Origin of the sequence: Nocardioides mangrovi (genome assembly GCF_020073815.1) — a bacterium.
In the GTDB taxonomy this organism is placed as follows: domain Bacteria; phylum Actinomycetota; class Actinomycetes; order Propionibacteriales; family Nocardioidaceae; genus Nocardioides; species Nocardioides mangrovi.
This window is the reverse complement of sequence record NZ_JAIQZJ010000006.1, coordinates 323721-337086: the sequence shown is the minus strand read 5'-3', so window position 1 is coordinate 337086 and position 13366 is coordinate 323721. Positions and strand designations below refer to the sequence as shown.

Genomic DNA, 13366 nt, shown 5'->3' with positions numbered 1-13366 from the left:
GCCAAGGGCGCGTTAGCGTGAGTCACGAGGACCTCCAGTAGGTGGGTAGGTGTGGTAACCCCCTCCGTACTGGAGGTCCTCGCTATTCGTCTACGCCTCGCCGTTCACAACCTGATGAGGAACTACAACTAGTCGTCGGGGGTCTCGGTCAGGAGACCTTCTTCTTCTTGCTCGCGTTGGCGCGGTGCAGGTGAGCGGGGCCGATCTCGCCGCCCCGGAGCAGCTCGAGCCGCTCCTTGAGGATGTCCTCGAGCTCCTTCTCCGAGCGCCGCTCCAGCAGCATGTCCCAGTGGGTGCGCGCCGGCTTCTCGGCCTTCACCTCGGGCTGGATGCCGGCGACGCTGAGCGCCTCGGCTCCGCAGCGCGGGCACTCCCACACCGCGGGCACCTCGGCCTCGTCGGACATCGTGATCTCGAACTCGTGTCCCTGCGGACAGCGGTAGCCGACCTGCTGACGAGCCGCGAACTCGATGCCGCGCTCGTCCTCGAAGCTCTGGCCGCCCAGTCGAGCCCCACGCAGTGTGCGCTCTGCCATGAGCCACCTCCCGTTTCTTGTCCCCCGTGTGCGTGTCCGAGACGGACGGAACGCGCGTCCATGACGCTGCTGCGAGGCAGGGCACCCGGCGCGACGGTCCGATCGGTCGTGTACCCACTCCCGATCCGTCTCAACCCGTTCAACGGTAGAGCGGGACCGACAATTCCGACAAAGTGGCGATGTCACCGCAGTCACAGGGGCTTCTCAGGAAACAGGCGGGAGCGGACCGTCAGACCACCGCCGGGACGGCGTTGCCCGCTTCCTCGATCCCGCGCCGCGGGTCGAGCCGGACGAGCAGGAGCCCGCCGAGCACGAAGAAGACGATGAGGGCGAAGATCGCGGGCCGGTAGGACCCGGTGACCTGGAAGACCAGGCCGAACAGGAACGTGCCGAACCACGACGTACCCCGCTCGCAGGCGTTGTAGAGGGCGAAGTACTCGCCCTCCCGGCCGCGGGGGATGAGCAGGCTGAAGAAGGACCGGGACAGCGCCTGGGTGCCGCCGAGCACGATCCCGATCGCGATGCCGACGACCAGGAAGAGCGCCACGTTCTTCTCGGGCAGGAAGATCGCGGCGACCACGATGACCATCCAGCCGACGACGCCCCAGAGGATGGTCCGGTAGGAGCCGTACGTCGTGGCCATCCGGCCGAAGAAGAGCGCGCCGCCGAAGGCGACGAACTGGATGAGCAGGATCGTCGCGATCAGCACCGAGTCGCCGAAGCGCAGCTGCTTCGAGCCGTACGTCGAGGCGGCGTAGATGACCGTCTGGATGCCGTCGTTGTAGAAGAGGTAGGCGACCAGGAAGGTCAGCGTCATCGGGAAGCGCCGCATCTCCCGCAGCGTGGTGAAGAGCTGCCCGAAGCTGCGCTGGAAGAGGCTGCCGTCCTCGCGCACCACGCCCTGCGGCTCACGGTCGCGCAGCCGGAGCAGGGGGATGATCGTGAACCCGGCCCACCACACCGCGGCGCTGAGCAGCGAGACCCGTACCGACATGCCCTTGGACAACCCGAACGCGTCGTGCCCGAGCACCATGACCAGGTTGAGCAGGAGCAGCAGGCCGCCACCGAGGTAGCCGAAGGCCCAGCCGCGCGCGGAGACGGCGTCACGCTCGTCCTCGGTCGAGATGTCGACCAGGATCGCGTAGTAGCTGACCAGCGAGCAGCCGCCGAGGATGCTGCTGACCACGATCGCGAACGCGCCGAGCTGCCACTGGTCGCCGCGGAGGAAGAAGAGCAGTGCGCAGAAGAAGGAGCCGGCCCACGCGAAGCCCGCCATGTGCCACTTCTTGTGTGCCGAGCGGTCCACGAAGGCGCCGACCACGGGCAGGATGAACGCGCTGGCGATCGTCGCGAAGCTGGTGAGGTAGAACGGAAGCGAGCCGGCCGCGACGTCGAGCCCGAGCACGCTCACGGTCTTGGAGCAGGTGTCATCGGCGTCGACGCAGCCGGCGGCCTCGCCGGCGACGGTGATCATGTACGGCGCGAAGAGGACCGTCAGGACGGTCGTGTAGTAGGCCGAGTTGGCCCAGTCGTACCAGTTCCAGGCGCGTTGCTCGCGCCGGCGCTCCTCCGGCTCGACCGTCGCCGCGGTCATCGGTCCACCGGCCAGGCGCCACGCTCGGTCAGCACGTCCTTGAGTATGTCGGTGCGATCGGTGAAGAGGCCGTCGACGCCCCGGTCCAGCAGCGCGCGCATCTCAGCGGGCTCGTCGATCGTCCAGACGTGGACGTGCTTGCCGGCGGCGTGCGCGCGGCGCACGAAGCCGGGGGTGACGACCCGGATCCGGCCTCGCCGGTGGGGCACCTGGAGGGCCGCGAACCGGCCCCGTGTCAGCCGGTCGGCCAGCCGGGCGCTGGGCAGCAGCCGGAAGGCCGCGACCTCGAGCGGGGCCGCCGAGGTCGGGACCCGGCCGCCCGTGCGCCGGCGGAACCGGGCGATCCGGCGGGCGGCGAACGCGCCGACGAGGACGCGGTCCCAGGCCTCCCGGGCAGCGACGAAGTCGGCGAGGGCGTCGACCGCGCCCTCGGACTTGAGGTCGATGTTGAAGCGCGCGTCCGGGAAGGCGTCGAAGAGCTCGGCGAGGGTCGGGACGGCCTCCCGGCCGCCGACCCGCGCCCGACGTACCTCCGCCAGGGTGAGCGCGCCGATCTCGCCCTGCTGGTCGGTGACGCGGTCGAGGATGCTGTCGTGGAAGGCGAGGAGCACGCCGTCGCGGGTGACGTGCACGTCGGTCTCGAGGTAGTCGTAGCCGAGCGCCACCGCGTGCCGGAAGGCGGCCAGCGTGTTCTCGAGGCCCTCGATGTCGGGGTGGTAGGCGCCGCCGCGGTGGGCGAAGGCGAGGACGGAGCCCGGGGGAGCGAGCACCCGGTCCAGGTAGGGGAATCCGGTGCGCGGCGCGGTCACGGATGAAGTATCCCCGCGAGCGTCCCGGGCCCACGACCAGGTGGGCGGTAGCGTCGTCGCATGGAGACCTTGACCTGTCCTCGCTGCGGTGCCGAGATGGGCACGCGCTCGCTCGGTGCGGCCCACGGAGAGGGCGAGATCGCCTCGTGCCCCGACGGGCACGGTGTCTTCCTCGCCCGCGTCGACCTCGGCGCGCTCATCGAGGCCGAGAGCGACTGGCACCGCCACGCCGGCCAGCACACCGCCCCGATGCCGCGGATCACCGCCGACATGACCGCTCCGCCGGCCGGCAAGGCGCCCGCCCGCGCCTGGGTGGAGACCCTCTTCGACTGACCGCCGGACGGTGGTTGACAGGCCGGGGCAGCTCAGATGTCGCGGAACGTCTCGATGTTCGCACCGAGATGGTTGAGGCGCTCGGCGAGGTCCTCGTAGCCGCGGTGGATGACGTACGTCGACCGCAGCACCGAGGTGCCCTTGGAGGCGAGCATCGCCAGCAGGATGACCACCGCCGGCCGCAGCGCCGGGGGACAGATGAGCTCGGTGCCGGTGAAGCTGGTCGGGCCCTCGATCATCACCCGGTGCGGGTCGAGGAGCTTGACCCGCGCACCGAGCTTGTTGAGGTCGGTCAGGTAGATCGCGCGGTTCTCGTAGACCCAGTCGTGCAGCAGCGTCTGCCCCTCGGCGACGGCCGCGATGACCGCGAAGAACGGCAGGTTGTCGATGTTGAGGCCCGGGAAGGGCATCGGGTGGACCTTGTCGAGCGGGGCGTGCAGCTCGGACGGCTTGGTCGTGATGTCGACCAGCCGGGTGTGGCCGTTGAGCGCGACGTACTCGTCGGAGCGGTCGTAGCGCAGGCCCATCTCCTCGAGCAGCGCGAGCTCGATCTCCATGAACTCGATCGGCACGCGGCGGATCGTGATCGAGGACTTGGTGACGATCGCGGCCGCGAGCAGCGACATCGCCTCGATCGGGTCCTCGCTCGGGGCGTAGTCGACGTCGACGTCGATCTCGGCGAGGCCCGTGACGGTCAGGGTCGTGGAGCCGACGCCCTCGACGGTGACGCCGAGGCGCTGCAGGTAGAAGCAGAGGTCCTGGACCATGTAGTTGGACGACGCGTTGCGGATCACGGTGGTGCCCGGGTGCAGAGCCGCCGCCATCAGGGCGTTCTCGGTGACGGTGTCCCCGCGCTCGGTGAGCACGATCGGGCGTCCCGGCTCGATCGCCCGGTTGACCGCCGCGTGGTAGTGACCCTCGGTGGCCTTCACCTCGAGACCGAACGGCCGCAGCGCCGACATGTGCGGCTCGACCGTGCGGGTGCCGAGGTCGCAGCCGCCGGCGTAGGGCAGCTCGAAGGTGTCCACGCGGTGCAGCAGCGGACCGAGGAACATGATGATCGAGCGGGTACGGCGCGCGGCCGCGGCGTCGATGTGGTCGAGGTCGAGCTCGCGCGGCGGGATGATCTCGAGGTCGTTGTCGTCGTTGAGCCACCGGGCCTGCACGCCCATGCTGGTCAGCACCTCGAGCAGCCGGTTGACCTCCTCGATCCGGGCGACCTTGCGCAGCGTGGTGCGACCGCGGTTGAGCAGCGTGGCGCACAGCAGCGCGACGCCGGCGTTCTTGGAGGTCTTGACGTCGATCTCGCCGGAGAGCGTCGTCGGACCGGTGACGCGCAGGTGGGTCGGTCCGGCGCCGACGGCGACGATCTCGGAGTCGAGAGCGGCGCCGATCCGGGCGAGCATCTCCAGGGAGAGGTTCTGGTGGCCCTTCTCGATCCGGTTGATCGCGCTCTGGCTGGTGCCGAGCAGCTCGGCCAGCTGGGTCTGGGTCAGCCCCCGGTGCTTGCGAGCGTCCCGGATGAGGTTGCCGATGCGGTTCTTGTAGCCCTCGTCGCTCATGTCAGCCACGGTAACTCACATGTGAGATAACGCAAGAAACCCCGGGTCGCGGGGTGTCGCGTCCCGCCTGGGAGGATGGGGGACATGCGCGCCACGACGATCCACGGCACCCGTGACATCCGGGTCTCCGACGTCCCCGACCCCACGATCGAGGTCCCGACCGACGCGGTCGTCCGCGTCGTCGCGGGCTGCATCTGCGGCTCCGACCTGTGGCCCTACCGCGGCGAGAACGCGATCACCCCGGGCGACACGATCGGCCACGAGTGCGTCGGCGTGGTCGAGGAGGTCGGCTCCGCCGTCACGTCCTTCCGGCCCGGCGACTTCGTCGTGGTGCCGTTCGACCACTGCGACAACACCTGCCCGCACTGCCTGGCCGGCGCCCAGTCCGGCTGCGTCAACCTGGGCTTCACCGCGAGCGGCCAGGCCGAGTACACCCGGGTGACCCAGGCCGAGGGCAGCCTCGTGAAGACCGACGGGATGCCCGACGAGGGACTGATCCCGTCGCTGCTCACGCTGGCCGACGTCTTCCCGACCGGCTGGCACGCGGCCGTCTCCGCCGGCGTCCGCGAGGGCGGTACGGCGGTCGTCGTCGGTGACGGCGCGGTCGGCCTGTTCGGCGTGCTCTCGGCCTCGCTGATGGGCGCCGAGCGGGTCATCGCGATGTCGCGGCACCAGCCCCGCCAGGAGCTGGCCCGCGCGTTCGGCGCAACCGACATCGTGGCCGAGCGCGACCAGGAGGGCGTCGACGCGGTGCTCGAGCTCACCGACGGCGTCGGCGCCGACGCGGTGCTCGAGTGCGTGGGCACGAACCAGTCGATGAACACGGCGTTCCGGATCGCGCGGCCGGGGGCTCGGGTCGGGATGGTGGGCGTGCCTCACGGCGTGGACCTGCCGCTCTACCCGATCATGTTCCGCAAGAACGTGGCCCTGGCCGGCGGCATGGCGCCCACCCGGAAGTACCTCCCCGAGCTGCTGGACCGCGTGCTCGAGGGCGGCATCGACCCGGGCCGGGTCTTCGACCTGACGGTGCCGCTCGACGAGGTCGCCGACGGCTACCGCGCGATGGACGAGCGCCGGGCGATCAAGGTGCTCGTGCAGCCCTGACCGGTCCGGAGGGGCCGGTCAGGAGCCGATCAGCCGCAGGTCAGGACTTGCGGCCGGCGCCGTACAGGCCGGTGCCGACCAGCAGCGCGGCGCCGCCGATGAGCTCGGTGAGCATCACGGTCTTGCCCTGGTCGATGAAGACGCCGAAGAGCACGGTGAGGATGCCGAGCAAGCCCAGGAGGCCGAGGGTCGGCTTGGCCGGGAGCGAGGTGTTGAGCAGCATCGCGCAGATGATGACGACGGTGCCGATGAAGCCGACGCGGTAGCCGGCCCACATGCCCGACGCCTCGACGCCGAAGAGCGTCCAGCTGGCGAGGACCATCCCGATGCCCGAGACGAGGATGAGCATCCAGCCGGCCGGGGCGACGACCGGGACCGGGCCAGCGGGGACCGCCGAGGTGCTCGGGTGGGCGGGGACGCTGGGTGCGGTACGTCGCTCGGGAGTCGCCATGGCGCACAGAGTATTACGCGTAGGGTCTCGACGCATGACCGACCCGGCGAGTGACGCGGCCGACGAGCTGCTGGTGCTGGGGCCGCTGCTCCGCCACGTCGATGCGACCACCGCGTGCGTCTGGGTCGAGACGGCGGACGCCGCCACGGTCGAGGTCGTCGCCGGCGACCAACGCGCCGGCGCGGCGACCTTCCGCGTGCACGGTCACCACTACGCGCTCGTCGAGCTGACCGGTCTCACGCCCGGGACGACCACGCCGTACACCGTGGACGTCGACGGGGTCCGGGTCTGGCCGCCGGCGTCGGGCGAGCTCGCGGCCTACCCGCCGTCGGTGATCGCGACCCTCGAGCCGGGTCGGCCGCTGCGGATGGCCTTCGGCTCGTGCCGGGTGAGCATCAGCCACGACCGTGAGGGCAACGACGAGTTCGGCGTCGATGCCCTCCGCGCCTACGCCCTCTTCCTGGCCGGCGTCACGGAGGCGGGCTCGGAGGACCCGGGGGAGCGGTGGCCGGACCTGGTGCTCTTCCTCGGCGACCAGGTGTACGCCGACGAGACCAGCCCGCGGATGCGGGAGTTCATCGAGCAGCGGCGCGACCCGGAGCAGGCACCGTGGTACGAGCTGAAGGACTACCTGGAGTACGCACACCTCTACAAGCTCGCGTGGTCGGACCCGGCCAACAGGTGGCTGCTGTCCACGCTGCCGAGCGCGATGATCTTCGACGACCACGACATCCGCGACGACTGGAACACCAGCTGGACCTGGCGCCAGGAGATGGAGGCCACCTCCTGGTGGCACGACCGCGTCGTCGGCGGGCTGGCGTCGTACTGGGTCCACCAGCACCTCGGCAACCTCGGCCCGGAGGAGCGCGCCGAGGACCCGGTCTGGCGACTGGTCGTGTCGTACGACGGCCCGGGCGAGCTCGACCTGAGCGAGGTGCTCGACGACCTCGCGGCCGGCGCCGACCGCGACCCGACCCGCTACCGGTGGAGCTACAGCCGCGACTTCGACACCCAGGCGCGGCTGGTGGTCGTCGACTCACGCGCCGCCCGGGTGCTGCAGCCCGACCGCCGGGCGATGCTCGACGACGAGGAGCTGGCCTGGCTCGACACCCAGCTGACGGGGGACCGCGACCACCTGCTGATCGGCACGTCGCTGCCCTTCCTGCTCTCGCCGGGCCTGCACCACATCGAGTCCTTCGGCGAGTCGATCGCCCAGGGCGCGTGGGGCCCGCCGGGCAAGGCGCTGGGGGAGTACGCCCGCAAGCGCGCGGACCTCGAGCACTGGGCCGCCTTCCAGCGCGGCTTCCGGGACGTGGCGGCGATCGTGCTCGACGTCGCGCGGGGACGCCGCGGCCGGGCACCGCGGACGATCACGTTCCTCTCCGGCGACGTGCACCACAGCTACGTGGCCGAGGCGTGGCCGCGCGACGGAGTGGCGGCGAGCCGCATCCTGCAGGCGGTCTGCTCGCCGATCCGCAACCCGCTGCCGACACCGATGCGGGCCTTCATGCGGGTTGCGTCCTACCGCGCGTCCGGGGTCGTGGGCCGGCTGCTCTCCCTGACCGGGCGGGTGCCGCTGGAGCCACTGCGGTGGGCCGTGACGCAGGGACCCTGGTACGACAACAACCTCGCAGTCCTGCAGGTCGAGCCGGCGGGACTGCGGATGTGGTGGACGGCGGGCGAGGTGCCCGCGTCCGAGGAGTCGGAGAAGGTCGACGGTCGCCCGGAACAGCCCGTGCTCAAGCGGGTGGCGACCGTCGACCCGGCCGGCTGAGACGCCGAGACGCGTCGAGCCGGCGACCCGGAGGGGGGTCGAGGATGAGCCTGGTCGGTGCCAGGTCTCAGACGTGGACCAGGTCGGCGGTCCTGCCGATCCTGGCCGGCTCGCAGTCGCAGCCGTCTCCACACGCAAGGTAGGTGTGGAGGGCGTGCCCGCAGTGCGGGCACGGCATGTCGTGCGAGAGATGCACGGAGTTCGTCTGAACGGTGTCCCACATGGCTCTACCTCCTCCCACGCGTCGGTGGTCCCCCCAGAGGCGGTCGGCCGGTCGATCCCGGTGACTCCGCCTTCGTCGACGGTAGGGAGGCCGACGCGCGGCGGTCGGCCGAACCGCCGAACCCGGGGCAAAGATGGCCCCACCGGACTAGGACGCGATGGCCCGTCCGGGGCACGGGCCCGCCCGGCGGCCGCGCCGACGTGGCAGCCGCTGCCATGCTGGGCGGGTGCGACGTACGGCTGCCGTCCTGGCGCTCCTGCTGGTCGGCCTCGGTGCAGCCGGCTGCTCCGACGACGGGGACTCCTGCTCGGGCAGCACCTACCACCCGGACCTCGACCAGCAGGGGTCGGCGAGCCCGATCGACGCCCTCGACGCGTGGTTCGGCACCGACGCGGAGCTGCCCGACCCGCCGGACGACGGCTGGGTCGTCCAGGACTCCGGGGCCAAGGACCCCGCCACCGTGGTGATCCTCAACGAGGGCGAGCAGGACGAGTGGTGGGTCTCGGTCGCGAGGACCAGCTCCGGTGGCTGGGTGGTGGAGCAGGCCACCCCCGACGCGGCCGGCTGCTCGGACCTGCCGTCGGCGTGAGCCGTGGCAGGATCGGGGCGTGACCGGCCCGGCCAACGACGACCAGCGGCGCCAGGACCTCGTGCGCCTGCGGCGGGTGCGGGACCGGATGGACCGTGACTACGCCCAGCCGCTCGATGTCGAGGCCCTCGCCCGCGACGCCCACATGTCGGCGGGCCACCTGAGCCGGGCGTTCAAGGCGGCGTACGGCGAGTCGCCGTACTCCTACCTGATGACCCGGCGCATCGAGCGGGCGATGGCGCTGCTGCGCCGCGGCGACCTCAGCGTGACCGACGTCTGCTTCGAGGTCGGCTGCCAGTCGCTGGGCACCTTCAGCACCCGCTTCTCCGAGCTGGTGGGCATGTCGCCGAGCGCCTACCGGGACGCCGCGCGGGAGATGAAGGGCGTGCCGTCGTGCGTCGTGAAGCAGGTCAGCCGGCCGGTCCGCGCCACAACGATCAGGAATCGAGAAGCACCGGGCGTCGATCCGCACCTAGCGTGACGCTCATGAACATCACCATCCACACCACCGTGCTCCCGCACCAGGACCCGGACGCCTCGGTCGCCTTCTACCGCGACGTCCTCGGCTTCGAGGTCCGCACCGACGTCGGCAGCGGCACCATGCGCTGGATCACCGTCGGCCCCGTCGACCAGCCGGGCACCTCGATCCTCCTCGGCCCGCCGGCCGTCGACCCCGGCATCACCGACGCCGAGCGCCAGATGATCGCCGACATGATGGCCAAGGGCACCTACGGATGGATCCTCCTGGGAACCACCGAGCTCGACGCGACGTTCGACTCGGTGCAGGCCAGTGGCGCCGAGGTCGTCCAGGAGCCGATCGACCAGCCCTACGGCCTGCGCGACTGCGCCTTCCGCGACCCGGCCGGCAACCTGGTCCGGATCCGAGAGGTGGCCTGAGATGAAGACGATGACCTGCCGCCAGATGGGCGGTCCCTGCGACCTGGCCTTCCAGGGCAAGAGCGCCGACGACGTGATCAACCAGCAGGACCAGCACCTCAAGGACCAGGTCGCCGCGGGCGACGAGGCGCACGTGCCCGCGAACAACGACATGCGGGGCCGCTGGAAGCACCCCATCAAGGGCATGGGTTGGTACAAGGACACCAAGAAGGCGTTCGCCGCCCTGCCCGAGGACTGAGTCGACCGCACCGGACCGCACCGATCAGAGGAGCCAGCACCGCATGCACGAGGCCGACAGCCACGACCTGATCCGGGTCGTGGGCGCCCGGGTCAACAACCTCAAGGACGTCAGTGTCGACATCCCGAAGCGGCGGCTCACCGCCTTCACCGGGGTCTCCGGGTCGGGCAAGAGCTCGCTCGTCTTCGGCACCGTCGCGGCCGAGTCGCGACGCCTGATCGACGAGACCTACTCGACCTTCGTGCAGGGCTTCATGCCGAGCCTGCCGCGGCCCGACGTCGACGCGCTGGAGGGCCTGACCACCGCCATCCTGGTCGACCAGGAGCGGCTCGGGGCCAACCCGCGCTCGACGTTGGGCACCGTCACCGACGCGCATGCGATGCTGCGCTCCCTCTTCAGTCGCCTGGGCACGCCGTACATCGGTGGCCCGACGGCGTTCTCCTTCAACATCCCCACGACCCGGGCGAGTGGGGTGATGACCGGGCCGAAGGGGGAGAAGAAGATCGTCCAGGACGCGATCTACCTGGGCGGCATGTGCGCCGAGTGCGAGGGCCGCGGCACGGTCTCCGACCTCGACCTGTCGGTGATCATCGACGAGTCGAGGTCGCTCGTGGACGGCGCGATCCTGGTGCCGGGCTACACCGCGGACGGCTGGATGGTGGCGACGTACATCGAGTCCGGCTTCTTCGACCCGGCCAAGCCGATCAAGGACTACACGGAGAAGGAACGCAACGACCTCCTCTACAAGCAGACGACCAAGATCAAGGCCAAGGGCATCAATGTCAGCTACGACGGGCTGATCCCGAAGATCCGCAAGTCGATGTTCAGCAAGGACGTCGACTCGCTGCAGCCGCACATCCGGGCCTTCGTCGAGCGGGCCGCGGTGTTCAAGACCTGCCCGGAGTGCGACGGCACCCGGCTCAACGAGTCGGCGCGGTCCTCGACGATCGCAGGACGCAGCATCGCCGACGTCTGCGCCCTGCAGATCACCGACGCCGCCGCGTGGCTGCGCGAGGTCGACGACCCGGGCGTCGCGCCGCTGGTCGAGGGCCTGCGCCACCTGCTCGACAGCTTCGTCGAGATCGGCCTCGGCTACCTCTCGCTGGACCGGCCGTCCGGGACGCTGTCCGGGGGAGAGGCCCAGCGGACCAAGATGGTGCGGGCCCTCGGGTCGTCGCTCACCGACGTCACCTACGTCTTCGACGAGCCGACCGTCGGCCTGCACCCGCACGACATCGCCGCGATGAACCAGCTGCTCCTGGACCTGCGCGACAAGGGCAACACCGTCCTGGTCGTCGAGCACAAGCCCGAGACGATCGCGATCGCCGACCACGTCGTCGACCTCGGGCCGCGCGCGGGCACCGGGGGAGGGACGATCTGCTTCGAGGGCACCGTCGACGAGCTGCGGCAGGCCGACACCCTCACGGGTCGGCACCTCAGCCACCGGGCGACGCTCAAGGACGAGGTCCGCACACCGACCGGTGCCCTCGAGATCCGCGGTGCGACCGAGCACAACCTTCGCGACGTCGACGTCGACGTGCCTCTCGGCGTGCTCTGCGTCGTCACCGGCGTCGCCGGCTCCGGCAAGTCGTCGCTGATCCACGGGTCCATCCCTGCGGAGGAGGACGTCGTGTACGTCGACCAGTCGGCGATCAAGGGCTCCCGGCGCTCCAACCCGGCGACGTACACGGGCGTCCTGGAGCCGATCCGCAAGGCGTTCGCGAAGGCCAACGGGGTGAAGCCGGCGCTCTTCTCGGCCAACTCCGAGGGCGCGTGCCCGACCTGCAAGGGCAACGGGATGATCTACACCGAGCTCAGCTTCATGGAGACCGTCGCGACGCCGTGCGAGGACTGCGGCGGCAAGCGCTTCCAGGCCGCGGTCCTCGAGATGCGGCTCGGCGGGCTGAACATCGCCGAGGTGCTGGACCTGCCGGTCGCCGAGGCGCACGCGTTCTTCTCCGACGGCGAGGCCCGCACGCCCGCCGCGGCGACCATCCTCGGGCGGCTCGAGGACGTCGGCCTCGGTTACCTCAAGCTCGGGCAGCCGCTCACGACGCTCTCGGGCGGCGAGCGGCAGCGCGTGAAGCTGGCGATGAGCATGGGGGAGACCGGCGGGGTCTACGTCCTCGACGAGCCCACCAGCGGTCTGCACCTCGCCGACGTCGACCACCTGCTCGGCCTGCTGGACCGGCTGGTCGACGCGGGCCGGTCGGTGATCGTGATCGAGCACCACCAGGCCGTGATGGCGCACGCCGACTGGATCATCGACCTCGGCCCCGGCGCCGGCCACGACGGCGGCCGCGTCGTCTTCGAGGGCACCCCGGCCGACTTGGTCGGCGCGAAGAAGAAGACGCTGACCGGCGAGCACCTCGCGACGTACGTCGGGGGCTGAGGCTCGTCCTGCCCACGGATCGCCCTGGAGCCGTCAGGGGGAGTGCGCGTCCAGGCGCTTGACCCGACGGGCGCCGGCGGTGAGGCGGTAGGACGCCTCGACCAGCTCGGCCACCTCGGACCAGTCCGGGTCGCCCGTGAGGTGGAAGCCGATCCAGCCGGCCGGGCCGAGGTACATCGGGTGGTAGCAGCGCGGGTCCTCGACCAGCGCCGGGCGGTCCACGGGGTCGGCCACGACGAGCATCGAGGTCAGGTGTCGGACGTGGCCGTCGCCGACCTTCTCCAGGCCGCCGTAGTAGGTGAAGACCTTGGTCGTGAAGAACGCCGGCATCCCGAAGGACACCTTCTCGGCAGCGTCCGGCAGCTGGAGCGTGATCTCGCGCAGCCGGCCGAGCACCGGGTCGTCCTCGTCGAACATCGGCGGATGCGGCATGCCAGGACGCTAGCCCTGCCGGAGTCCCCCGGACAGAGCCTGACACCGGTGTGATTCGCGCCGGAACGACACCAGACCACGGCCGGGCTCCAGATCGGTCTCCCGGATGCCGATGACCAGGCATGACCGACTCGGACCGCGGCACCGGCGCGTGGCGACGCTGGGGCAGGGACCGTCCGGCGTCGGCTCGGCGTGGACCCGAGCAGCCGTGCTGGTGGCTCTGGATCGACGGCAGCCACGGGATCGGCGCGCGTCCCGCGAAGCCGCACCACCTGCGGCCGTGCAGCGAGAGCCTCCAGGCGCGCTGCCTGCGACGTGCGCTCAAGCAGACGTCGATGCTGTTCCCGAAGCCGCCTCGAGGGCTCGGTGGAGGACCCTCGTCCTGACCCCTTCCCGAGCGTGGATCCCCGCCTGGGAATATCGCCGATAACTG

Annotated in this window: 15 protein-coding genes; 9 read left to right on the top strand and 6 right to left on the bottom strand. The window is 70.8% G+C overall.

The genetic code is table 11. The features are described 5' to 3' along the window. Positions 1-148: 148 nt before the first annotated feature. From K8U61_RS12515 to K8U61_RS12505, 3 genes are all read right to left on the bottom strand, one after another. The gene (locus K8U61_RS12515; protein ID WP_224123358.1) at positions 149-535 is read right to left on the bottom strand and encodes an RNA polymerase-binding protein RbpA; all 387 of its coding nucleotides are present in this window, start codon (positions 533-535) and stop codon (positions 149-151) included. A 229-nt stretch (positions 536-764) separates the two neighbouring features. Then, complete coding sequence (locus K8U61_RS12510; RefSeq protein ID WP_224123357.1) at positions 765-2129, bottom strand: MFS transporter; 1365 nt, start codon at positions 2127-2129, stop codon at positions 765-767. Next, positions 2126-2938, bottom strand: a complete 813-nt coding sequence (locus K8U61_RS12505; protein ID WP_224123356.1) for a glycerophosphodiester phosphodiesterase family protein — start codon at positions 2936-2938, stop codon at positions 2126-2128. Before K8U61_RS12505 ends, K8U61_RS12510 begins: the two co-directional genes overlap by 4 nt. Positions 2939-2998: 60 nt before the next feature. Here K8U61_RS12505 and K8U61_RS12500 point away from each other — a divergent pair, with 60 nt between their 5' ends. Beyond that, positions 2999-3271: a TFIIB-type zinc ribbon-containing protein gene (locus K8U61_RS12500; protein WP_224123355.1), complete on the top strand. Its 273-nt coding sequence runs from the start codon at positions 2999-3001 to the stop codon at positions 3269-3271. Positions 3272-3303: 32 nt separating this feature from the next. Here the strand turns inward: K8U61_RS12500 and K8U61_RS12495 are convergent, their stop codons facing one another. Next, complete coding sequence (locus K8U61_RS12495; protein ID WP_224123354.1) at positions 3304-4833, bottom strand: helix-turn-helix domain-containing protein; 1530 nt, start codon at positions 4831-4833, stop codon at positions 3304-3306. 84 nt (positions 4834-4917) lie between these two features. Between K8U61_RS12495 and K8U61_RS12490 the strand changes: the two genes are divergently transcribed. Further along, positions 4918-5937 (top strand): zinc-dependent alcohol dehydrogenase family protein, encoded by a 1020-nt coding sequence (locus tag K8U61_RS12490; RefSeq protein ID WP_224123353.1) that lies wholly within the window; start codon positions 4918-4920, stop codon positions 5935-5937. A 40-nt stretch (positions 5938-5977) separates the two neighbouring features. On the opposite strand, the gene K8U61_RS12485 is transcribed toward K8U61_RS12490, so the two are convergent. Further along, positions 5978-6388: a hypothetical protein gene (locus K8U61_RS12485; protein ID WP_224123352.1), complete on the bottom strand. Its 411-nt coding sequence runs from the start codon at positions 6386-6388 to the stop codon at positions 5978-5980. A gap of 34 nt (positions 6389-6422) precedes the next feature. Between K8U61_RS12485 and K8U61_RS12480 the strand changes: the two genes are divergently transcribed. From K8U61_RS12480 to K8U61_RS12455, 6 genes are all read left to right on the top strand, one after another. Then, positions 6423-8162 carry an alkaline phosphatase D family protein gene (locus K8U61_RS12480; RefSeq protein WP_224123351.1) on the top strand — a complete coding sequence of 580 codons (1740 nt, stop codon included), beginning with the start codon at positions 6423-6425 and terminating at the stop codon, positions 8160-8162. 449 nt (positions 8163-8611) lie between these two features. Beyond that, positions 8612-8974 (top strand): hypothetical protein, encoded by a 363-nt coding sequence (locus K8U61_RS12475; RefSeq protein WP_224123350.1) that lies wholly within the window; start codon positions 8612-8614, stop codon positions 8972-8974. A gap of 19 nt (positions 8975-8993) precedes the next feature. After that, positions 8994-9455: a helix-turn-helix transcriptional regulator gene (locus K8U61_RS12470; protein WP_224123349.1), complete on the top strand. Its 462-nt coding sequence runs from the start codon at positions 8994-8996 to the stop codon at positions 9453-9455. Positions 9456-9460: 5 nt separating this feature from the next. Then, entirely contained in the window at positions 9461-9871 is a 411-nt protein-coding gene (locus tag K8U61_RS12465; RefSeq protein ID WP_224123348.1) for a VOC family protein, read from the top strand. Position 9872: 1 nt separating this feature from the next. Continuing rightward, entirely contained in the window at positions 9873-10109 is a 237-nt protein-coding gene (locus K8U61_RS12460) for a DUF1059 domain-containing protein (protein ID WP_224123347.1), read from the top strand. A gap of 43 nt (positions 10110-10152) precedes the next feature. Beyond that, the gene (locus K8U61_RS12455) at positions 10153-12501 is read left to right on the top strand and encodes an ATP-binding cassette domain-containing protein (protein WP_224123346.1); all 2349 of its coding nucleotides are present in this window, start codon (positions 10153-10155) and stop codon (positions 12499-12501) included. 33 nt (positions 12502-12534) lie between these two features. Here the strand turns inward: K8U61_RS12455 and K8U61_RS12450 are convergent, their stop codons facing one another. Next, a complete protein-coding gene (locus K8U61_RS12450) occupies positions 12535-12933 on the bottom strand; it encodes an MmcQ/YjbR family DNA-binding protein (protein ID WP_224123345.1) in 399 nt (132 codons plus the stop codon). 122 nt (positions 12934-13055) lie between these two features. On the opposite strand from K8U61_RS12450, the gene K8U61_RS12445 reads away from it, so the two are divergent. Beyond that, positions 13056-13319, top strand: coding sequence for a hypothetical protein (locus K8U61_RS12445; RefSeq protein ID WP_224123344.1), 264 nt, complete (start codon positions 13056-13058; stop codon positions 13317-13319). Positions 13320-13366 lie beyond the last annotated feature (47 nt).